The organism is Bacteroidales bacterium (assembly GCA_023228145.1).
In the GTDB taxonomy this organism is placed as follows: Bacteria; Bacteroidota; Bacteroidia; order Bacteroidales; family CAIWKO01; genus CAIWKO01.
Window position 1 is genome coordinate 26,335 of record JALOBU010000015.1, and the last position, 22,060, is coordinate 48,394.

Here is a 22,060-nt window from a genome sequence, read left to right on the forward strand (position 1 = left end):
TTGAAAATTAAAGAAAATATTGTACTTATCGGCTCTGGTAAGTTGGCAACAAGCCTTGCGTTTGCATTGAAAAAAGTAGGTAGAAATATTGATTACATATACAGCAGGAGTTTGACCAATGCTAAAAAACTCGGGGAGGCGACAGGAATCCAGTTTACAGATAAAATTAGCGATTTGCCACAAAATGCCGCTCTTTATATTATTTCTATTACCGACAGTGCTATAGAAGAAATAATTACTCAACTTAAGATTTCTTCCGGTATTGTTGTGCACACATCAGGTTCCGTGGAAATGGACATTATAAAACCTTATGATAATTACGGGGTTTTTTATCCGCTTATGCAATTTACTAACGACAAAATAACTAATTTTAAAAATGTGCCTGTATGCATTGAAGCCTCTAACGTAAATAATTTTCAGTATCTGAAAACTCTGGCAGAAGATTTGTCGGCGCAGGTTTATGCCATGAATTCGGATCAGCGGAGGTTTTTACATCTGGGTGCTGTTTTTGTATGTAATTTTACGAATTTAAATTATGTAATTGCTGAAGAGATATTGGCAAAACAAGGTCTTTCCTTTGATATTTTTGGACGTTTGATTTCCGAAACTGCCTCGAAGGCAATACAAAAAAGTCCCGCAACACTACAAACAGGTCCCGCTGTGCGTAAAGATTACAATATCATTGAAAAACATATTGCTCTGCTTGCAGAATTTCCTGAATATCAGGAAATTTACCGCTTGCTTACCCAGACAATCATAGATAAAAAAAACAAAAATGAACTTTAAAAACCTGCTTATAAATATCAATACCATGATATTTGATTACGACGGTGTACTTACCGATGGTACTGTGCTGACGACTGCTAACGGCGACCAATTGAGGACAGGATATGTGAAGGATGGGTATGCCCTGCATTATGCCATAAAAAAAGGTTATAACATTGCTATCATCAGCGGGGGAATGTCCGATTCTATTAATAAGCGCCTTGAAACCCTTGCACTTAGTGATGTATTTATCGGGGTAAGCAATAAAATTGATACCTTTAACAATTACCTGAAAAGCAAAAATGTCAGGACTGAGCAGGTTTTATATATGGGGGATGATATTCCTGACTATAAAGTGATGCAACTGGCAGGTGTTGCTGTATGCCCTGCGGATGCTGCCGAAGAGATAAAATCCATATCCAAATACATATCATTACTCAAGGGCGGACATGGCTGTGTACGCGATGTGGTGGAACAGGTACTCAGAGTCCAGGGAAAATGGATGAATGACGATGCCTTCGAATGGTAAATTACCTCCCCCCCCGAAACTCTGTGCCCCCTTTTTTTCTTGTGTCTTCAGTGGTTAAAAAAATATATAACATCAATATTAGCTTCCACTGTGTAACAAAGCTTAGTTAATATTCAAAATTTTATCTTTAGGATATTTTACGGAATAAGACAACTTTAGCTCTTTGGTTTCAGCAGGCTTAATATTAAACCTCCAGCGGAGTATGCCTTTATCTTCATCTTTTGTAGCACCCGATATTTCAATGGCTTCAACCTCAATGTCTTTGTCGGAAGTGATAGGCAATTGGTCTTCAATCAGAATGTCAATACTTTGTTTCTTTTTGTTGCGTACAGAGATGTTGAAGGCAAATGTTTCCTTTTTGTTCAGTCCGAGGATTTTCGTGCTCGAAAAATCTTTAATCTTTTCACGGTTCACGCTGATGTTTTTATCAATACCCAGTGAAAATTCAAGTGTATCGCTGGTAACCCTTGTGTCAATATAAGATTTGCCAACATAGGTCCCTTCAAAGAAAAGGTTCATTTCCCCCGAAATAATATTATATTTATCCCATCCGCTTACCCGTGCCACAAGAAACACATCTTTACTTAGCTTGGGGGCACAATAATACTCGTATAGGGCAGGCAGGGTGTTTTTCTGGATTTCCACCATGTAATTTTTGCCATCAGATGATATATCGTAAGGCAAGCTGATAATGTATTCAATATTGGTTTGAGTTTCATTTACTACGGTATAATCGGCTGCCGAGCCTGCAACAGGTGTAAAGGCTTCTTCATCGCCATCGGCAGCTTTTTTCTCCAGGGTAGTAGTTTCACTTTTAGCCTGTGCCGGGTATGAATATCTGTAAGGATAAATATAGGAAAGGTACCAAGGATTTAGCACAGGTTTTACTCCGTTTTGCATGGGGTTTCCGGTTGAAAGAGTGAGCTTTACTTTGTTCCAGTCGGTGCCGGTGGTTTGGTGTACATTAGCGCGGAAGTCAAGTTCAATAGGATTGTTGATGTTGGTGGCACGCATATCATAGGTAGGTGTCCATCCGGCATTGGTAACATAATAGCTTAAAATTAATTTTGCAGATAAGGCAGTTTCAGAAACAACAGTAACTAAAATTTCACTGGTGGGTTCTGTAGTCTTGCTGTTATATACTGCCAGTTGGTTATTGTTTGCGGTGATGCGTTTCTGGATAGCGCTGATTTTTTCCTGTATCTTCATCTGATTGTTTTTAATATCGAGCAGCCTGGTGCGGAAATATTCTGTAGCCTGCATCAACTCGCTTACTTTAACGCCTGTTGATTCTCCGCCAATAACCTTATTGGCCAGCAGCATGCTTTCTTCCTGCACATAAACATTTAAAATGGTTTGTTGTTGTGTAAGCTGTTTGCCAAGTATTTCAAGCGAGTCTTCTATGCGGCTGACTTCAGGAAGTTTTTCCTGGTTTTTTAGGTAGTTGATATGATGCGTAACCGACAGAATATCGAATTTGCCCTCACCTTTCACCTGTATGCTTTGTGCATTGATATATTGTGTCAGGCCTTCAAACAAAATAGTGCTCTGGCCTTCCTGGAGGTTAATATCTCCGGCTTGTGTGATTTGCGCTCCATTGAAAAAGACGGTTACTTCTTTGATTTTTGATTTGATGGTTTTGGGCTGACTGTTAGCTTTGAACAACATCGCATTGCATATTACTAACAAAAAAATAATTAACTTTTTCATGGTTTTAGGATTTTTAAATTATGCCTTTAGATGTAATAAACATTAATTTCCACAAATCTGAAAAAAAAATTTAACAGATGATTATTTTTGTTTCATAATAATTTTGGTTTCTGGTTATTTTTATGTAAAAATATACTGATTAGGAAGCTTTTGATAATGCTTTTTGATTTTTATCTATAAAATCTTTGCCAATTCAAATAAAGTCAGTAAATTTGCACGCTCAAAAAATGATTATGTAGCTCAGCTGGTAGAGCATTGCCCTTTTAAGGCAGGGGTCCTGGGTTCGAATCCCAGCATGATCACAAAAAGCAGCCGGTGTCAACCGGCTGTTTTATTTTCAGAAAGAGCGATTTAGAACTTTGTTCGCAAATTGCGACGAATGAAAACAAAACAAAGCCCGACAGGGCTGTTTTTTGTAGCCGCCCCCCCAAAAGATAATCCGTAGAAGGCAGTAATAAAAAAAGTTAAAGGTTGATTGAGAATTACTTCTTCTTATTCATCACGGCAGCCACAGCCAGTATAATGCCCAAAACTATGCCTAGAACTGCGGCAAATAAAACCCTGAAATGACCCGGTAAAAGAAAAGTGATGGTATGTGCCGGTATCCAGAAAAATGGAATGGTTTTCTTAAAAACAAAACCCCATTGCACTGTCCAGTTGATACCGCTGAAGATAGACGCAAAAGGTATGGGAGTAATTAAGCTTTTCAACTTACCGCCATTGGATAAAATATGAGTGTCGGTGATTTTATGAAAAGTCATCATCACAGGGGCATATACCAGGTTCAGGCAAAAGCTGATGCTGAAAGCTGTCAGCAATTTCAGGCCAGTAAGCCCGCCTTTCATGGAGGCAACGGCTCCTTCTATGCCAAGATATTCGAGCAATGCAGGAGTGCCTGTCTGAAAAATCACAAAAGCCATGGCGATTGTGGCGCCGAGCAAAGCCCATACTACCGCTCGGGGGATTATGCCGAAACCTTTTTCAAAATAATGTCCTGTTTTTATGCGCAAGCCAATTAATTCGCCGGTAGTGGCAAGTATGCCAAACTTAAACATGGCAAGCAAAACCGGATAACCTGTTTTTTGGTCATTGGCGTTGATATAAAACTCATAAAGTGAGGGGAAAATTACAAAAGGGAGAAAAAGAACTGCTACGAATAACAGCATATAAAGGTCTTTAATTTTCATGGAAAATTTTTTTGCAAAGTTATGTAAATATGCTGTTCATTAATAAAACTTTATCTTCATTACAGAAAATTAAATGTGAAAATATGTAGCACAGCTAAAGCTTTTATTTTTTAATTTCGCATGTTGCTTAGTTAAGAATTTTCAAAAAACAGCGATGTCTTCAGAAATAAAATATGATGGTTACCTTGACAATGCCACGCCATACAAACTGATTGGATGGGCGGCAGATATGAATGATTTTTCGGCCCATGCAGAAGTTGAATTTTTACTAGACGGAAGTGTCGTAGGCCGGACTATTTGCCGAAGTTTCAGAGAAGACCTTTTGCAGGCAGGGGTAGGGACGGGCGACCATGCTTTTTGTTACACCTTTGATTCGCCTTTACCCAGTTCTCCGGCTTTGCAGTTTGCTGTGCGTATTGCCGGCACGGACATACAGCTAAAAAATTCTCCCTGGCCATATCCGCTGCAACGCGGTTTTGATATTATTGCTGCCGACATCACGGATAATTGCAACCTGCGATGTCCTTTTTGCCTTTATGACTATAGTAATGTAAAGACTACTCATAAGATGACACGCGGTACTTTTGCGAAGCTGATAGATTTGTCGCAATATGTGGGTGAAGGGCAGTTTTTTGTATCCTGCCTGCACGAGCCTACGCTGCATCCTGAGTTTTTAGATTTCCTTGAAATGATACCCGGGCACCTGAGGCAGAAGGCTTTTTTCACCACTAATAACTGTCGCAGGCTTACCGATGATTATTTTTCAAGGCTGGCGAATACAAATATCCACCATGTAAATGTTTCTTTTGATACCCTGAAACCAGATTTTTTTTCATTTTTACGCAAAGGGGGAAACAATGAAGTTTTCATGGAAAATAACCGTCGCATGGCAGATGCTTTTAGTAAAAATCCGAGAGCGCCGAAGCTCAGGTTTATTATTATGGCGTTCAAAAGTAACGCAGCAGAGATACCTGCTTTAATAAAATTCTGTCACGATGAATATGGTGCCGATGACGTGGAAGTGCGTTATACCTTCGAAATGCCTCATATCTCAACAGAATTTTATCAACAGCATGTCATGAATCGTGCCGATTGGGCAGCATTTGAAAAGACATTATCGGAAGTAACACAGCAATACACCCTCATGCTTCCTCCTGAATATTATGACCCGCTTCCGGCCGGAGGCCGAAAAATTCATTCTCTGTCTGATATGGAAGCCGTTACTACTTATCCGCCACCTCAACCAATACAATTAAGAGTTTCGTGGGATGGCACTATGCAGGTGATTGGGTGGGAAAAACATTTCAAGGTTAATATTAATATGCTGAGGGACCCCTACGCCACACTGATATCAATTTAAATTGGTAATGTGCTGAAAAATAAAAAAAGCCCTTGCGGGCTTTTTTATTGCTGGTTGCTTTTCTTGGCTTTTTTCTGCTCTCTTTTTTCTTTTAAGGTCTTGGTGGCCTTTTTCTTTTCTTCTTTTTTTTGTTTTGATTTTTCTTTGCCCATGGTTTTATGTTTTAGAAAAATTTACAAATACAAAGATACATATTAATTATGGATTTACTTACGCTGTATTAACTTTTTTCGTAACGCAAAAAACGAAACTGCAAGTAAAATCAAAATTATGGGCATTACATAATAGCGTACCGTATTATTATTATGCCTGTAAGTAAGGTCTGCGCCGCTGTAAACAATACCTGCCCAGTAAAGCGGGTTGGCTTCAGCGGGACTGCATTCTTTGAGATATTGCAACTTTGCATCACGCAGGGCAACTTCAACGGTATGGCCTTTGGCCAGCCTGTTGTAAAAAATTCCGAAAATGTCCGAAGTGGCTTTATCATCAACCGGCCATAAAGTGTAAATCAGGTTTCTGCAGCCAGCAAACATAAATGCCTGTGAAACACTTATCATTCCCATACCTTTTTTGTATTCCCCAAAACCTGTGGCACAACTACCCAGTATGAGTAAGTTTTTTTTAATATTCATGCCGTACATATCGGATAAAGTAAGATATGCGCTTTCGTCTTTCTTGTGCGCAAATACAATGAATGAAGCCATTATATCGGTATCGTTAAGTACTGTATGGCTTGCCAGGTGAAGTATCCCCGTTGTAGATAACTCGGCAGCAAAGGCCTGCCTGTTCGCTTTACTTTCACTGAATTCTGCGACATCAAAATCTTGCTTTATTTTTTTAAAAAGATTTCTGGTGAACCTGAGTTCAGTCAAGTTGATGTATAAGGAATCCGAAGTTTTATGCTGCTTACCCGGATATTTGTTTTTTAAAGAAGGATTAAAAAAAGGAGAAAAGAAAGCAATGGTTTTATTTTTTGGTAACTTGTTATTGTTTAACGAATAATAGTAAGCATGTAATGAAGAATAATAATCAATTTGATAATGCTTCATGAGGTAATCAGCATTTTTAAAATCACTTTGTGAAGTTGATGCGTTTTTCAACAAGCAATCAAAAGGGAGGTAATTAAGATGTTTGTCAGGAATAATTATCAGTTTTTTTGAATCTGCAAAAAGAAGTTCAAAGGGTTTAATGAGTAAGTTATACAAACTGTTTGAAGCAAGTGAAAACCCTGCAAAGTCCGATTCATTAAGAGCTTTAATAAGGGATTTTGTTAATACCGGAATTGAATCTTCTTTTATGATAACAAAGTTGTGTGCATAGCGGTTCATACAAAATGCAAAGAGGTTTTTATCTCCATAGAAGTAATAAATAAGGCATAGGTTACGGTTTGTTTTTTCTGAAAAAATACCTGCAATATCAATTTTATAATTGTTTATGTTTGATAAGTTTTTAATAGTTTTTTGTTCCAGCAGGAATGCAATGGAGTCGTTCTTTTGTTGTATTCCAGACAAAGAATCAGTAAGCATTTTTAGGTGGTTGTTATTAGTATTGTTTTTTTGCGATTCGCGGTCAATTTTATTTCGCATAACCAGAATCTGCCCTGAGTATTTGGTAAGTTGGTTTGCCAGCCCGGGATTTTCTTTGGTAACAGCATTGAGTACAGTTTTTTTTACAGACTCTCGCAGAATCAGGTTTCGTAATTTTTCGGTAAGTTCAATACTTTTATTTATCAGAGATGGTAATTTAATTACACTATACAGCTGGTATGACAGAGATACAGTTCCTTCATAAAGAGGGTAAACATATCGTGTCATCAGAATGTTGTAATCAATATTTTTATAAGCTGCTGATATGATGTCGGTAACAGCTATTGCATGATAATGTAGTTGCAGAAGATAGCAGTTAAAACGCAGCGATTTTTTTTCAATACCGGCGGTGGATTCAATGGCCAGCAGATAATAATTTAATGCTAACAAATATTGTTTGTTGGTTTCGGCGTCTTTTGCCTTCCGGCACAAACTATCCGACCGTGTTTTGGCCTGAATTTCGAGGGGAGTTAATTCAGACATAAATAAAGGGGAGATGTTTTGTGCGAAACAATCATGTAATGTTATAAACAGGAGAAAATTCAAAAAAATAATAGTGCGCAACATCCTGAATTAATTGGTCATCAGGAGGCATTGTGTTTTTTGCCTGCTGTTGTTTTGTATTTCAATCTTATAACCGGCTGTTTTTTCGGGGGTAAAAGAAACATAGCAATTTGCGATACTGTTTGGGTCTTTGGCTATCATTTTGCCTTTGTTGTTGAATATTTTCAGCTCAAGGGCTGTGCCGTCATAATTTACAACATATACCTCGGCAATTTCTTTCCCCAAAAAAGTTGTATTAAGTGTGATGTTTCCAAGGGGTTTCAGCAGGTATTCCTGAACATAAGGGCTGTATTGCCTGCCGCGGTCTTTCAGTTCGGTATCGTCCAGATAAGCTTTTTCATTTTCTATCAGTGAAGAAATAGATTCATCTTTACAAAATTTCAGGGCATCTTCCAGAAGTTTGTATGGGTCCAGTACGGTTTTATTAAAGCCATCAGAAAGGGTATCTCCAGAAATAAATTTATTTTCCTTCAAAGTTCTTATGGGATATTTATTCAAAATCCGGGAGGCAGACCACAACGCAACAGGGTCGGAATGTTCATATCCGTATGCTGCTAAAGCGTATACATTTGCTATAATTTTGAAAACTTCTTGCTGTGTTTCCTTGCAGGCTTCCTGTGCTGATACTTTTATCAGCAGGAACAAAAAAACAAGAACGAAACAGCTTTTCCTCAACATCTTTTCACTCTGTTTTTATTTTTTCTGTAGCACGGATGTTGACGTTTATTATCAGGTTCGATTGATATGCCACGCCATTAGCCATAGCCGGGGCGTATTTAAGTTTTTTCAGCCAGACGGAGACTTCGTCTTCTATGTTAAAACCGATGTTACTCAGAGGAATGATGTCCGTAATGGTGCTATCGGTTTTTACGGTGAAGCTCAGTATGGCGGTGCCGGAAAGTTTGTTCTGAATAGCTTCAGGGGAGTAGGTGATATTCTCCAGAAAATATTTCGCCAGGGCAAACTCTCCCCCTGAATAATGAGCATTCTGATTTACTTTAACAGAATAATTTCCCTGTGCTGCGACATGGAGCCATACGAACAGGCAAATACCGTAAAAAAAGATTATTTTTTTCATAGGATATCGAATTATTAATACTGTTTACGATATAAAGGTAAGCTTTTTATCATTATTTTTCAAGTATCACAAATTCAGTACGCCGGTTTTTGGCCCTGCCTGCTTCAGTATCGTTGTTTGCTACGGGTTTGTTTTCCCCGAATCCTTTGTATGAAAGCCTTTCCGGAGACATTCCTGAATTGATAAGATAATTATATACCGATTTGGAACGGTTGTCGGAAAGAATCGTATTGTCATCATCATTACCAATATTATCGGTATGTCCGTGAATGGCGGCTTTTATTTTTGGGTTTTCATTCAGAAATTCAAGGAATCCATCGAGGATGGCCTCTGAATCATGGTTGAGTTCGTATGAATTTGATTCAAAATAAATGTCATTGAGTTTGTATGATTTTCCAACCTCAATAGGTTTTATCTCAAAATGCACTTCGCTGACAGGTTCCGATTTTACCGTATCTTCAGCAGGTATCAGTTTCGATTCATAGGCATAATTTTCTTTCTTGACGGTCATGATGTAATCGTTCTTTTTACTGATGGCAAAAATGTAATTTCCTGTGGATGAATCAACAGGTATCTCGGTAATTTTTTTTGTTTCTACGTTTTTTATCTCTATTCGTGCATTTACAGGTTTCTCTGTTGTTTCTTCTTTCACGTCGCCTTTTATGATTTTCATTTCTTCGGGGCGGGCATCGGCATATAAGTCAAAGGAATAAACGTCCCATCCGCCAACACCTTTAAGCTTGTTGGAGGAAAAATATCCTGTCTTGCCATCGAGGCTGACAAAAAAACCTGCATCATCCGAATCGGAATTGATAGGGTAGCCAATATTTACAGGCTTGCCCCAGCTTCCATCGGCGTTTATGCGTGAAAAAAAGATATCGAAGCCGCCCAGCCCGGGAAGTTCATCAGAGTCAGTGGAATAATACAAAGTCTGGTTGTCGGTATGCAAAAAAGGTGTTTTCTCGTTGCCTTTTGTGTTAACAGGTTTCCCTAAATTTATTGGAATTCCCCATCTGTCGTTGTTGTCTTTTTTCGAATAATAAATATCGTATCCGCCAATACCTCCGGGTCTGTCACTGATAAAAAACAACATTTTCCCATCAGAGGAAATGCAGGGCATGCTTTCCCATGTGTCGGGGTTGTTAACATTTTCAAGCGCTTCAATATCGCTCCAATATCCTTCTTCTCCTTTTCTGGAATAGTATATGTCACAATTCAGGTAGCTGCCTTTGTCCTTGCAAACAGTATAATATAATTCGTTATTGTCAATGGTAACAGTGGCTCCGCCTTCATTATCATTTTCGTTGAAAGGGTAGGGCATTTCTTTGCCATTGTCGTATTCGTTGTTTATTTTTTCACTGTAGAAAAACTTTTCCTTATAAACAGGTTTAGGTATTAGGTCGTTTTTACTGGGGGGCAATTCCAGTACTCTTGCATAAAACATAAAATATTCATCGGGTGACATAGATGGGATATATTCATCGGTAGCTGATGATACTCCTTTGATATAACGAGGGTTAAAAGGTACAGGGCTGTTGTATGCTTTGTTATAAAACGAAGCGTATTTATGCATAAGCGTAGCTCTGTTGAAATCTGCATCCGATTCAATTTGTTCCGGGTCTTTCACGAATTTTGCAAGTGCTTTTTCCGCTTCAGGCCAGTTTTCGGCTCCGTAATAAATATCGCCCAGGTAATAATAAACATAAATATCAAATTCCGGGCATAATTCTACAGATTTTTCAAAATATGTAAGGGCGGCTTTCAGATTGTAATCCAACCTTTTGAAATTAATATATCCAAGAAAAAAATAACATTGCCCGCACAATGGCTCAAGTTCAATGACCTTTTTGAACTGCACAATGGCATCATTGAACCTCATATGCCTTAAATTATCAAAGGCTTCATCATAAATTTTTTTAATTTTTTTATTTGTAAGTTCAATACAGCTGTCATTCTCCTGGGCATGTATGATACAGGGTGCAATCAGAAAAAAAGCGAGTAGTAATTTATAGCTGATTTTTTTCAACATAAGCACGATACTTAAGAAAACTGTCTGCTATGGTTATTGACGCCAGAGCTTCAACTAAGGATACAGCCCTTGGTACAAGGCAAATATCATGCCTCCCCTTGCCTGTAAAAGTAACATTGTTGGCATTTCTGTCTATGCCTGGCTGCTCTTTTGCAATGGAAGAAACTGGCTTAAAAGCTACATGAAAAAAAATATCTTCCCCGTTGCTGATTCCTCCCTGTATGCCTCCCGAATTGTTAGTTAATGTACGCAGTTTATTTTTTCTTATTACAAAAATATCGTTATGCTGGCTTCCGGTCATGGATGCTGCCCCAAAGCCCGAACCATATTCAAAGCCTTTGACTGCGGGAATGGACAGCATCGCTTGTGCAAGTTTTGATTGCAGTTTCCCAAATACAGGATCTCCTATTCCGGGAGGGCAAGCGTTCACGATACAGCATACCACACCTCCTGTAGTATCTCCTTTACTTTTTAACTGTTTGAGCAAGCGCAGCATTTTTTCAGAGGCTTCAGCATCAGGGCATTTAACATGGCTTTGGTCTGTGAGGGATAGATCAAGTTCCTGATATGTTTTTCCCACTTTGACCGTTCCTATCTGATTTACATAAGCCTTGATAGTTATATTGGCTTTTGACAACATTTGCCTGGCAACTCCTCCTGCTACTATCACAGAGGCAAAAAATCTGCCTGAAGCATGAAGTTTCCCCGCACTTTCTTCACTGCCGTATTTTGCATAATAGGTAAAATCTGCATGCGAAGGCCTGAAAAGTTTATCCAACTCATCATAATGACTGCTTTTTACATCCTTGTTAGGAATGATGAACCCTATCGGGCCTCCTGTGGTTTTTCCATTTCTTATACCGGATAATATCTCAAACGTGTCGGGTTCTTTGCGGGATGTTGAAAAAAAATCATGGGCGCTACGTTTCGTGAGTTCTTTTTGTATAGCGGCAAGGTCTATCTGCATTCCGGGGAAGCATCCGTCAATAATACCCCCTATAGCTTTTCCATGGGAATCCCCGAATAAGCTAATGCGAAATAATTCTCCAAACGAGTTACTCATTCAGCAAATTTAAAGAATAACCAAAGATAAACTTCTTGTGCTGTTTTTCAAAAATCAACACGTTTATTAACACGATATCCTTTTTGTCAGTAAATGACAAACTTTTGTATGTGGTTAAAATTATCTGATGTCAGTTTCAGAAAATAAATTCCTTTTGAAAAACGGCTTATATCAATTTCTTTGTTAAGAATCCCGTTGTCTGCAATAACTTCTGAAGCATACAGGATGTTGGCTGTGTTGCCGAATATTTCGAGCAGGAGTGATTTTTTTTCAGGAACGCTGGCTTCGATTTTTAAATAGTTATGAGCCGGGTTGGGGAAAATGCTTACATAAGCATTTTGGTATTCTTCAACTGCTGCAGGTGCCGATGAATATGTGATTTCCCATCCATCGGCATTGTCGCGTGGTCCCGTCAGAAATAAAATCAATATCTTGTTTGAGTATGCGGTGATGTTTTGTGGAGTTGTTTGTCCCTGATAAGTTATAAGTGTTGCGCCAGTGTTTTCATCGTAAATTCTAAGGAGGTCGAAATCAGCAGCCAAGTTAAAAGAATTGAAATTAATATTTATAGAAGCGGCATCGGGCGGCATGATACGCCAACGGCACATGGTGCTGTTATTGTAATTATGCGGACCGCTGCCATCTGTGATTATTCCTGATGGTTCGGTAAGCTCAGTAAGATTGTTACAGAACCTTACATTTTTAGATGTAAAGGATAATAGCCATCCTTCAGCATTATTGGCCCCGTCAGAAATAAATCGCACCAGCACTTTGTTGCCTGTGGATTGTATTTCACCGGGAATGGTATTGCCGGAGAAAGTGCCAAGTATGGGGTCCGTAGTGCTTTCGCCATCATAAATAATGACCACATCATGCCCTGCTTCCGTATTAATACGTTCAAATTTTAGCATGATGTATTCTATTGTGTCGCTAGGAGCAATGAGCCATTGACAATCGGCATTGTTATGATAATTATTTCTAGGGCTGCTGCCATCTTCTATGGTTCCGTATAAGTTGGTGATTATAGTGTTTCCGGAGCAATACTGGGGATAAGAGCCTGCTGGGTATGAGTTTAGTATGGCTTTGTGGTCAAAATTAAAGTTATACCCGGGGTTTAGGTTGTTCAGGTAAAAATATCCGTTGTAAGCTCCGCCCCAGCCCCAGTTAAAATGAAAATAGTTGTTCCCCTGATAACCATCGCAGACAAAGGCATGACCGCTTTCTTCGGTCCTTGCCGAGTATTGTATGGGCATCTTGTTGTCGAGGTCATCAATAAGCAAGTTTGCCCATGCTGTTGAGCTATATCCATCGTCTTTATGAAACAAATCTGTTGAAGAAGAATATCCGAAATAAGTTTTCATCGCAGAAGCCGCATCCCACATATAAGCGCCGGAGCCGTCGGGGCTGTAACCCATTTCAACAGCGATGCCGCAGTGGTATTGCAATAGTGCCATATCGTAATTATATTTCCCGTTGATATCATTTTGCATATTGTTCCACTTGTACGATGTTGTACCGAAGTTTGCAGATAAATAGCCGTAATCGGAATAATATCCATTAGAGCCGCTGCCTTGCAAAGGGTAACGGTAGTAATACATTACCTGTGCCATGGCTGTTGCTACGCATCCTGCCCACACAAAACCATCAGGCCCTGCTGGGTCTTCAGGGCAAAGATGGTTGTAATATGTACCCTGATCCCATGTGGATATGAGTAATGGCTCCATAGATTTTAAACCACCTTTTATTGTTCCGGGTTGAAATTCTACTGTGTATTTACGCCATAATGTACCGATTTCATTATCAGCTTCTATTTTTGATGACCGGATAAAAGTTATCTGTTCTTCGTAGTCTTTCATCCAAGTGCTAAATGCAGGGCATATATGATTTAAATTGTATTTCCCGTCAAAAGAATAAGCCAGCACAGGGTAAACGTCATCATCTGCAGCTACAATTATAAAACCCTGAGGCGTATTGAAAACATAATAAATTTCTTCTTCGGAATCATATTGAGTGTAAATATGAGTAACTTCGACAGGAGCTTTCAAATCAAGGCCAGACATCAAAGCCCTTTCGTAATAAAAATTAGTTGCCAGTTTCATGGCAGTTTTCATTTCCACCCTGTCGGCAAAAAGGTTGAGAGTAAATATGAGAATTAAAAAAACTCCTGAAAGAAGTTTTGATAGCAGACTCATGGTTTTTATTTTATAATCAGTTTTTTAACAAAATTTTCTTTATTGCTTAATAGTTTTAGAAGATAGATTCCCTTGTTAAGCATGGATATATCAAGTTCGTATGATAATGAACCTTGAGGGACATTTATATTAAACACTTTTATTAGTTTCCCGTCGTATGAAAACAACGAAGCGTGGTAGGTTGATTGCTCAGCCACCCTGCTAAAATTAATGAATAACTGGTTTGATGTGGGATTTGGGTTTATTGCAATATCAGTATTTAATAGGTCAGGTTCATCTATGCTGTTTGAAAGATAGTAAGAGGCAGTAAACCCCTGAGCAGTTTCTTTCTCAAAAGTTTTAAAAATAATGAGCATACTACCCGAATTACAAACGATATCTGTTGGGGTATCTGTACCGTAAATAGTATCAAGGTCAATGGTGTTGGCATTGTCAATAACCCTGATGTAATCTGTTGGTGCAAGGTCAAAAAAGTCGAAGTGCAGGTTAATGGAAGTTGCCCCGGGAGGTTGTATTCTCCATCGGCATAGTTGGTTATAGTGATAATTATATGGCCCGCTTCCGTCTTCAAAAGTGTCGGCAACCTCTGTGAGTTCCTGAATAGCTACAGAACAGAAAATGGGAACGGTGCATGTATAGGAAGCCAGCCATCCAGAAAAGTTGATGCTGTCATTGGAAATAAAATGAACCAATAAGGCTTTTGAAGTTGAGGTTATTTGAGAGGGTAAGCTGGAACCTGAATAAGTTCCAATGACAGGAGCGTTTGTCGTTGCACCGCCATATACAATCACTATATCAGAATCCTGTTCGGTATTAAATTCAAGGAAATTTAATTTTATATTTGTTATGGAATCATTTGGTTCTATGAGCCAATAACAGTCAGACGAGTTGTTGTAGTTTAACAGGGGACCGCTGCCATCGCCGAAAGTTCCTTTGGTTTGTGTCAGAGTAGTTGTGCCATTGCATTGTGTCGGGTATCCCAATGATGTATCGGGAAAAAAGTTAATAATCAATTCATGGTCTAATGTGAAATCGCTTCCGCCCGGTGTCAGGTTATCAATTAGAAAGTATCCGTTAAGAGAGCCTCCCCATCCCCAGTTGAAATGAAAATAGTCTGTATCCTGATAGCCGTCGCAAACAAAAGCATGCCCGGAAACATTAATCGTATCGGCCCAGCCCGCATAATAAAGCGGTTTCTTTTCATCAAGGTGAGAAAGTATCAGTTGTTTCCAGTCTGTATTAATGGCTGTATCACGGAAGACATACTCGCAAGCGGGGGAATATTTAAAGTAGGTTCGTAATGAGTAAGCTGCTTTGTGGTTAAACATTCCCGAGCCATCGGGCCCATAATCAAGGTCGACAGAAACTCCAAGATGGTATAATAACTTTGCAATGGAAGAATCGTTGTGGTGTTCATTAACAGCCAGAGGCATCAAATCCCATTGATATGTTGTATTTTCAAAATCAGCAGAGAGGGTTCCGTAATCAGGATGTGTATAAGTGTAAGCGCCAACGCCTTGCTCCGGGTGCCTGTAATAATTCATTATTTGTGCCATAGCAGTTGGCACACATCCTGCATAAGCATGGCCGCCAGGGCCACCAAGGCCTTCAGGGCAGTAGCTATTGTAATATTTATCCTGGTTCCATGTAGTGTGAAGAAGAGGTTCCACACTTTTTGTGCCTTTAGATTTTTTAAGTTGCTCTGGAGTGCTGTTAAGTAAACGTGTCCATTCATCAAGGCATTGTTGTGTGCCAAAATAATTATTCTCAAAGGCAGCTGCAATTTGTTTTTCATAATCCTGCATCCAATGGACAAAGGCAGGTGGCTGCTCATTCTCAAAAAACCTGCTACTGAATGAATAACAAAGCACCGGGGTTATATTGATATTTCCTGCCACAATGACAAAGCCGATATTTTTAAATTTTATAATGTAATAAAGAACATTCCCGTTTGTCTTTTTTGCCTCAATATTGTCAATGATAATATCATTATAATTGTTCGGGCGTTTCTGGTTAAGTTTTTCGAAATAAAAGTTTTTTCCGGCCACTGCTGCCTGCTGTTCACTGACTTTTTGAGTATAGCCAGCAAATGATATTGTTGTGCATAATAATGCAATGACAAGGTATTTCATTGTTTTCGAAAATTATGATATTTATTGTCCGGGCTTATTGAATAATGATTTTTTTGAAGGTATTGTATTTTTCTCCAAAGATGCGAAGCATGTATATTCCCTGTGAGTAATTTCCTGTATTAATTTTTTTGGTGTATATTCCTGAAAAATTGTTAAGTGTTTCTGAGTACAGAACTTGTCCTATAATAGAGCTCAATTCAATAGTAATATTTTTAGTATCAGTAATTTCAAAAGAAACATTAAGTTCTGAAATGGCCGGATTGGGATAAATACTCAGTTTGTAGGGTTCCTTGTTTTTGTCTATCCCTGAGGAACCGTCAGAAGTATAGTCTAACGAAAATCCTTCGGAATTAATATATCCGTCTGATTTGAACATCACCATTATTTTACTGGTATTATATGTCTGTTCAGCAGGGATGCTGGTTCCTGTGTAATTCGCAAGTTCAGCACTGTTTTCCTGGTTATAAAGTTTAACGAAGTCGTTTGTTGCGAGGTTAAATTCAGTAAAGTTAATCGTGATATATGTTGCATTTGGAGGGGCTATACTCCATCTGCAAAAGTGGTTATATGTATAACTGTATGCTCCGCTGCCATCTTCTATAGTCCCGCTGTTATCTGAAATGTTGGTTATACTGTTGCAATAGGTTGGATAAACAGAGCTGTAGGTGGCTTTCCATCCCTGGCCGACAACACTGCCGTTAGTCTGGAAACGCACCAGCATTTGCTGTCCGGAAGAAGTAACCAGTGCCGGCAGGGTGTTTCCCGAAAATGTTCCCAACACTGTTGCCGAAGTGGAATTGCCGTCATAAACTGTTACAACATCGTTTGTGGCTTCCGTATTGAATGTAACAAAGTTTAGTTTGATCTTTGATACTGCTTCATCAGGATCTATCAGCCACTGACAGTCTTTATTATTGGTATAGTCATTAGCAGGCCCGCTGCCATCTTCAATGGTGCCGGTTACAAAAGATATTGATTTTGTGCCGCTGCAATTATAGGGATAACCTCCTGAAGTTAATGGGTATATATCTTGAACCACGCCCTGAAATTCACTAAAGGTGCTACCTCCTGCAGTAAGATCAGATAAGGAAAAAAAACCGTTGGCATACCCGCTCCATCCCCAATTCATGTGGAAGTTGTTGCTGGCATCGTAGCCGTCACAGTTCCATGCATGGCCTCCGCTAGCAAAATCAGTACCGGAATATATCATAGGATGTTTTGCATCAAGGTTGTCCTTCAACATGTTAGCCCAGTTTACGTCTGAGTAACCGTATTTTGATTCATAGCTGCAGGCAGTGTTGTATTTATAATAATCTTCCAGCGCATCCACACAATCCGGAGTGTTGGCGCCAGACCCGTCAGCAGCATAAGACATATCAACTGCTTTTCCGCAATGATATAAAAGAGTTGCTACAGCTTCATTATAATTGTTCAGGTCATCCAGCATATTGTCCCACTGATAGGTAGTAGCGCCGAAATTAATTCCACCATGGCTGCCAACACCTTGTAAGGGATAACGGTAATAATACATCACCTGTCCCATTGCAGTGGCAACGCAACCTGCATAAGCACGGCCATCGGGGCCGCCCGTGGCTAAAGGGCAAAACTGGTTGTAAAACTTGTCCTGGTTCCATGTGCTGCTTAATAAGGGTTCTACGGCTTTGTCTGATTTTATGGACAGGTTTTCACTGTTTCTTGAAAGATAATATGTCCATTGGTTGCTTATTTCGGGACTGGAACTTACCTTGCGTTCTATAGCATAGGAAATCTCTTTTTTAATCATGCCAAGCCAGTATTTTAAAGCCTCAGGCATTTTTGATGGTTCAAGGTTTGATTCATAGGAGTACCCAATAACAGGGATAGCTATGTCATCAGCAGAAACAATTACATAGCCGCTTTTCCCTATATTGATTATGTGGTAAATTGCTATGTTTTCATTCATTTCAGTAAATGTAGCGGTAACTCCCAGTGTTTTGTAATCAAGCGGGATAAACTGCCCTGCATGTTCATAAAAATATGCCAACCCCACTTTTTGTGCAAGCTGAACTTCAACTTTTTTAGCCTGTACAGCGCAGAATGAGAGAATTAATAAAATAACGAGTAATGTACGTTTCATATTTCTGTTTTTTTAACAAAATTAATAATAATTTTGTAATGAAAATAATCATTTTTTACGATTTAAAAGTTTAACAAAAATTTAACCACTGTTTATATTAATTATACGTTTTTTAAAGCTTGTCTATGAATTTTAGTTTTTTTATATTAATAAATTGTCAATGGCACTAATAATTGTAAACATAAAGGAACTTGTCCAGGTGGAACCTGATAATAGGAAACTCCGGATAAAAGTAGGCGGGAAAGAAATGGCTTCTTTAAAAACCATTAAAAATGCATACCTGAAAATTGAAAATGGGCTTATTGCTGCTTATGGGTTTATGAAGGATTTGGATGATATTAAAGCCGCTGAAAAAGCTTCTTTTAAGGTTATTGATGCCACCGACCGCATGGTATTTCCATGCTTTTGTGATTCTCATACGCACCTGGTATATGCCGGCAGCAGGGAAAAAGAATATATTGATAAAATCAGGGGTTTGTCCTATGAAGAAATAGCAAAAAGAGGAGGAGGCATACTCAATTCGGCGAAAAGGTTGCATAAAGCAAGCGAAGAAGAACTCTGTGAACAGGCACTGGTGCGACTGAATGAAATTAAAATGCAAGGAACCGGGGCTGTGGAAATTAAGAGCGGTTATGGCTTAAATACCCACGATGAGTTGAAAATTCTTAAGGTTATAAGAAAACTTAAAAAACTTTCGCCCCTGACGATAAAGGCAACTTTTCTGGGAGCTCATGCAGTGCCTGCTGATTACAAAGGAAGGCAAAGTCTTTATGTAGATTTGGTTATCAATGAGATGATACCCATGGTTGCAGCTGAAGAACTGGCGGACTATATTGATGTTTTTTGCGACAGGGGCTTTTTTACAGTTGAAGAGACAGAGAGAATTCTTATGGCGGGCATCAAATTCGGTCTTCGCTCGAAAATCCATGCCAATGAGCTGGATTATTCCGGAGGCATTCAGGCGGGAGTTAAATATTGTGCTTTGTCGGTTGACCATCTTGAATACACCGGAGATGAAGAAATACGTGCACTGCTTGGCAGTGAAACCATGCCCACGCTATTGCCGGGTGCGGCATTTTTTCTCGGGATGCCTTATGCTCATGCCCGAAAAATGATTGATGCAGGTTTGCCCTTGGCAATGGCAAGCGATTATAATCCGGGTTCTTCTCCATCCGGCAACATGCAGTTGATTTTATCTATGGGCTGTATTAAATACAAAATGCTCCCCGAAGAATCTATTCATGCTGTAACAATTAACGGAGCATATGCCATGGGTGTCTCCGACATACTGGGCAGCATTGCTGTGGGGAAAAAAGCAAATGTTTTTATCACCAAACCTATCCCTAGCTTGGAGTTTATGCCTTATGCATTTGGAAGCAATAAAGTGGAAACGGTTATTATTAACGGAAAAATTCAAAAATGAAAACAATTGGGCTTATAGGCGGCACAACATGGGAACCAACTCTGGATTATTATCGTAACATCAACAAGGAAATGCTTAAAAAAGCCGGCAAAAGTGCATATACATTACAAAACTAAATTCACGTATTATGAAACGAAAATTAAGAATAAAAAAAAGGTATATCGTAATTATTAGCATTGTATTTTTTTTGTTTTTATTGCTATTTTTTCTTTCAAGCATAGTAAGATGGTACTTAGTGAAAAACAGTGTGGAACTGATTGGAAGAAAAGTTGACCTTAAGGAGCTGCATATTAATTATTTTAAATGCAGTGTCAGAGCCAAAAATTTTACGATGTACGAAAAAAACCAGTCCGACAAATTTGTGAGTTTCCAGGAATTGTATGTGAATTTTGACCCGTGGAACCTTTTTAAAAATGAAATCGCCTTCTCCGAAATCAGGCTTGATAAGCCTTGGGTGTCGCTGGTTTATGCAGATTCTGCCTTTAATTTCAGTGATTTTATGCAAACAGGCGACACCACCATGGCAGATACAACAGATGAAATGGAAAGTGATACACTGAAGTTTTTGGTGAAAAATTTCAGCATCAACAGCGGGTATATTAAGTATGAAGATAAATCCTCAAATACAAACACCGAACTCAAAGACCTGAGTGTTAAAGTTCCCGAAATTTCATGGAATAGCAAGCAATCAAAAATGGGTGTGGAGTTTATTCTTGGTAAAGACGGGGAGGTGGCGGTTGATGGTATGATAAATCAGGCATCGGGGGAATATTCCGTTATTCTGAAAACAAATAATATTGATATCACTCCATTTGCCGGCTATGCCAAAGCATTTATTGCTGCCGACATTACAAGCGGTAAATTATATTCCAACCTGAGGGTAAAGGGAGAAATGAATAACCCCTTAAATATGAAAGTTTTCGGGGAAGCAGGATTGAAAGATATTGCCATTTTTGAAGAGGATGGAAAGAAATTCTGCTCTTTTAAAGACATTTATGTAAGAATGGATTCCCTTGACATTGGCAGCTCCAATTTCTGTATTGACAAGGTGTTGATTGACGAACCTCAGATTGTTGCCGTTCTTGAGAAAAACAATACCAACATCCAGAGGATACTTGCCCCTATATTGAATGATACTTCGGCAGTAGCTGATACCACAAATGATACTACTGTTGTACATTATTCCATTGACACCCTGGTATTAAGAGGCGGGTACATTGACTTTTCGGATCTGTCGTTAAACCGGCCATTTAAGTTTGACATTAAAAATCTTTCTCTTGACGTTGCGGGGTTTAGTGACCTGGCAGCAAAAATTCCTTTAAATTTCAGTATGAACCTCAACGGCCCAGGAACTTTTAATGGAAAAGCCACACTCAGCATGGTGAATATGACGGATGTTGTTTTTGAAGGCAATATTGCAAAGCTGGATATGGTTAGCCTGTCGCCTTATTCGGAGTACTATCTGGCAAGACCCATCAAAAAAGGGTCTTTTAATTACGACTGCAGGCTGAAAATGACTCCTTCCATGCTTGATAACAATAATAAACTGAAAATTGCCAATCTTGAATTTGGTAAAAAAACAAAAGATACAACAGCTTATAAAGTGCCGGTTATTCTGGCGTTGTATATTATCAAAGACCGCGAGGGATTGATAAAAATTGATTTGCCTGTAACCGGTAGCCCTTCTGACCCCAAATTTAAATTGAGGAAAATCATCTGGAAAACATTGGAAGAGTTTTTACTAAAAGCTATTTCCGAACCTTTTGAGGCCATAGGAAAAATGTTTGGCACCAGTCCTGAAAGCATAAAGCAGATTCCTTTTGATTTTTTACAGGATAGTCTTACTGCCGAGCAGAGGAGCAAGTTGGATAAAATATCGGAGATTGTTGTAAAAAAACCAGAATTGAATTTTACTTTTATACAGACTACTGACCCTGAAAAAGAAAAAGCGCTGATAGCAGTACAACAGGCAAAAACACTTTTTATTTCAAAAGCCACGGCGCAGGGCACTGAGCCTGAAGAAATCCGTAGAAAAGCAGCCGCTGTTTCAAATTTTGACCCGGCATTCCTTACTTTCCTGGGAATAGAAGGCGAAAGCAATGAAGGTTCACTGGCAGAGCGGTGCTTACAGCTTGTCGGAAGTGAAAATGTGGAAACGGAATTTACCCAACTGATGTTGAAACGCGAAAATATTTTAAAAACATTTTTTGCCGATAAAGCTTTGCCTGCTGGTTCTGTGGGTTTTAAAACTACCGACCTGAGAAACCTGCCTGTCGAGATGAAAACTCCTAAGTTTATCATTGAACTTAATGTAAAATAAATATAT

General features: G+C 39.0%; 15 protein-coding genes and 1 tRNA gene. 6 read left to right on the forward strand and 10 right to left on the reverse strand.

Annotation, left to right across the window (positions count from 1 at the left end):
- Window positions 1-786, forward strand: a complete 786-nt coding sequence (locus M0R16_08705) for a DUF2520 domain-containing protein (GenBank protein ID MCK9612964.1) — start codon at window positions 1-3, stop codon at window positions 784-786.
- Window positions 776-1,294, forward strand: a complete 519-nt coding sequence (locus M0R16_08710; protein ID MCK9612965.1) for an HAD hydrolase family protein — start codon at window positions 776-778, stop codon at window positions 1,292-1,294. Before M0R16_08705 ends, M0R16_08710 begins: the two co-directional genes overlap by 11 nt.
- A 102-nt stretch (window positions 1,295-1,396) precedes the next feature.
- On the opposite strand, the gene M0R16_08715 is transcribed toward M0R16_08710, so the two are convergent.
- Window positions 1,397-3,004 carry a DUF4139 domain-containing protein gene (locus M0R16_08715; protein ID MCK9612966.1) on the reverse strand — a complete coding sequence of 536 codons (1,608 nt, stop codon included), beginning with the start codon at window positions 3,002-3,004 and terminating at the stop codon, window positions 1,397-1,399.
- 229 nt (window positions 3,005-3,233) lie between these two features.
- Between M0R16_08715 and M0R16_08720 the strand changes: the two genes are divergently transcribed.
- A tRNA-Lys gene (locus tag M0R16_08720) sits at window positions 3,234-3,306 on the forward strand.
- A gap of 180 nt (window positions 3,307-3,486) precedes the next feature.
- Here M0R16_08720 and M0R16_08725 read toward each other — a convergent pair.
- Window positions 3,487-4,191 carry an Mpv17/PMP22 family protein gene (locus M0R16_08725; protein ID MCK9612967.1) on the reverse strand — a complete coding sequence of 235 codons (705 nt, stop codon included), beginning with the start codon at window positions 4,189-4,191 and terminating at the stop codon, window positions 3,487-3,489.
- 154 nt (window positions 4,192-4,345) lie between these two features.
- Between M0R16_08725 and M0R16_08730 the strand changes: the two genes are divergently transcribed.
- Window positions 4,346-5,551, forward strand: coding sequence for a radical SAM protein (locus M0R16_08730; protein ID MCK9612968.1), 1,206 nt, complete (start codon window positions 4,346-4,348; stop codon window positions 5,549-5,551).
- Window positions 5,552-5,757: 206 nt separating this feature from the next.
- Here the strand turns inward: M0R16_08730 and M0R16_08735 are convergent, their stop codons facing one another.
- The 8 genes from M0R16_08735 to M0R16_08770 form a co-directional block, all read right to left on the reverse strand.
- Window positions 5,758-7,620 (reverse strand): CHAT domain-containing protein, encoded by a 1,863-nt coding sequence (locus M0R16_08735; protein ID MCK9612969.1) that lies wholly within the window; start codon window positions 7,618-7,620, stop codon window positions 5,758-5,760.
- A gap of 90 nt (window positions 7,621-7,710) precedes the next feature.
- Window positions 7,711-8,379 (reverse strand): hypothetical protein, encoded by a 669-nt coding sequence (locus M0R16_08740; protein MCK9612970.1) that lies wholly within the window; start codon window positions 8,377-8,379, stop codon window positions 7,711-7,713.
- 4 nt (window positions 8,380-8,383) lie between these two features.
- Entirely contained in the window at window positions 8,384-8,779 is a 396-nt protein-coding gene (locus tag M0R16_08745) for an energy transducer TonB (GenBank protein ID MCK9612971.1), read from the reverse strand.
- A gap of 52 nt (window positions 8,780-8,831) precedes the next feature.
- On the reverse strand, window positions 8,832-10,808 hold the full coding sequence (locus tag M0R16_08750) for an OmpA family protein (protein MCK9612972.1): 1,977 nt from the start codon (window positions 10,806-10,808) through the stop codon (window positions 8,832-8,834).
- Entirely contained in the window at window positions 10,786-11,871 is a 1,086-nt protein-coding gene (gene aroC, locus M0R16_08755; GenBank protein ID MCK9612973.1) for a chorismate synthase, read from the reverse strand. The genes M0R16_08750 and aroC overlap by 23 nt, the downstream gene beginning before the upstream one ends.
- Before the next feature lie 86 nt (window positions 11,872-11,957).
- Window positions 11,958-14,063, reverse strand: a complete 2,106-nt coding sequence (locus M0R16_08760; protein ID MCK9612974.1) for a C10 family peptidase — start codon at window positions 14,061-14,063, stop codon at window positions 11,958-11,960.
- A 5-nt stretch (window positions 14,064-14,068) separates the two neighbouring features.
- Entirely contained in the window at window positions 14,069-16,195 is a 2,127-nt protein-coding gene (locus M0R16_08765; GenBank protein ID MCK9612975.1) for a C10 family peptidase, read from the reverse strand.
- Between the two features lie 34 nt (window positions 16,196-16,229).
- Entirely contained in the window at window positions 16,230-18,311 is a 2,082-nt protein-coding gene (locus M0R16_08770) for a C10 family peptidase (protein ID MCK9612976.1), read from the reverse strand.
- 160 nt (window positions 18,312-18,471) lie between these two features.
- Here M0R16_08770 and hutI point away from each other — a divergent pair, with 160 nt between their 5' ends.
- The gene (hutI, locus tag M0R16_08775) at window positions 18,472-19,734 is read left to right on the forward strand and encodes an imidazolonepropionase (protein ID MCK9612977.1); all 1,263 of its coding nucleotides are present in this window, start codon (window positions 18,472-18,474) and stop codon (window positions 19,732-19,734) included.
- 127 nt (window positions 19,735-19,861) lie between these two features.
- On the forward strand, window positions 19,862-22,054 hold the full coding sequence (locus tag M0R16_08780; GenBank protein ID MCK9612978.1) for a DUF748 domain-containing protein: 2,193 nt from the start codon (window positions 19,862-19,864) through the stop codon (window positions 22,052-22,054).
- Window positions 22,055-22,060 lie beyond the last annotated feature (6 nt).

Coding starts and splice junctions, on each gene's coding strand:
- hutI (MCK9612977.1), top strand. CDS start 18,472: ATGGCACTAATAATTGTAAACATAAAGGAACTTGTCCAGGTGGAACCT.
- M0R16_08780 (MCK9612978.1), top strand. CDS start 19,862: ATGAAACGAAAATTAAGAATAAAAAAAAGGTATATCGTAATTATTAGC.
- M0R16_08710 (MCK9612965.1), top strand. CDS start 776: ATGAACTTTAAAAACCTGCTTATAAATATCAATACCATGATATTTGAT.
- M0R16_08725 (MCK9612967.1), bottom strand. CDS start 4,191: ATGAAAATTAAAGACCTTTATATGCTGTTATTCGTAGCAGTTCTTTTT.
- M0R16_08770 (MCK9612976.1), bottom strand. CDS start 18,311: ATGAAACGTACATTACTCGTTATTTTATTAATTCTCTCATTCTGCGCT.
- aroC (MCK9612973.1), bottom strand. CDS start 11,871: ATGAGTAACTCGTTTGGAGAATTATTTCGCATTAGCTTATTCGGGGAT.
- M0R16_08715 (MCK9612966.1), bottom strand. CDS start 3,004: ATGAAAAAGTTAATTATTTTTTTGTTAGTAATATGCAATGCGATGTTG.
- M0R16_08740 (MCK9612970.1), bottom strand. CDS start 8,379: ATGTTGAGGAAAAGCTGTTTCGTTCTTGTTTTTTTGTTCCTGCTGATA.
- M0R16_08745 (MCK9612971.1), bottom strand. CDS start 8,779: ATGAAAAAAATAATCTTTTTTTACGGTATTTGCCTGTTCGTATGGCTC.
- M0R16_08735 (MCK9612969.1), bottom strand. CDS start 7,620: ATGTCTGAATTAACTCCCCTCGAAATTCAGGCCAAAACACGGTCGGAT.
- M0R16_08765 (MCK9612975.1), bottom strand. CDS start 16,195: ATGAAATACCTTGTCATTGCATTATTATGCACAACAATATCATTTGCT.
- M0R16_08730 (MCK9612968.1), top strand. CDS start 4,346: ATGTCTTCAGAAATAAAATATGATGGTTACCTTGACAATGCCACGCCA.
- M0R16_08760 (MCK9612974.1), bottom strand. CDS start 14,063: ATGAGTCTGCTATCAAAACTTCTTTCAGGAGTTTTTTTAATTCTCATA.
- M0R16_08750 (MCK9612972.1), bottom strand. CDS start 10,808: ATGTTGAAAAAAATCAGCTATAAATTACTACTCGCTTTTTTTCTGATT.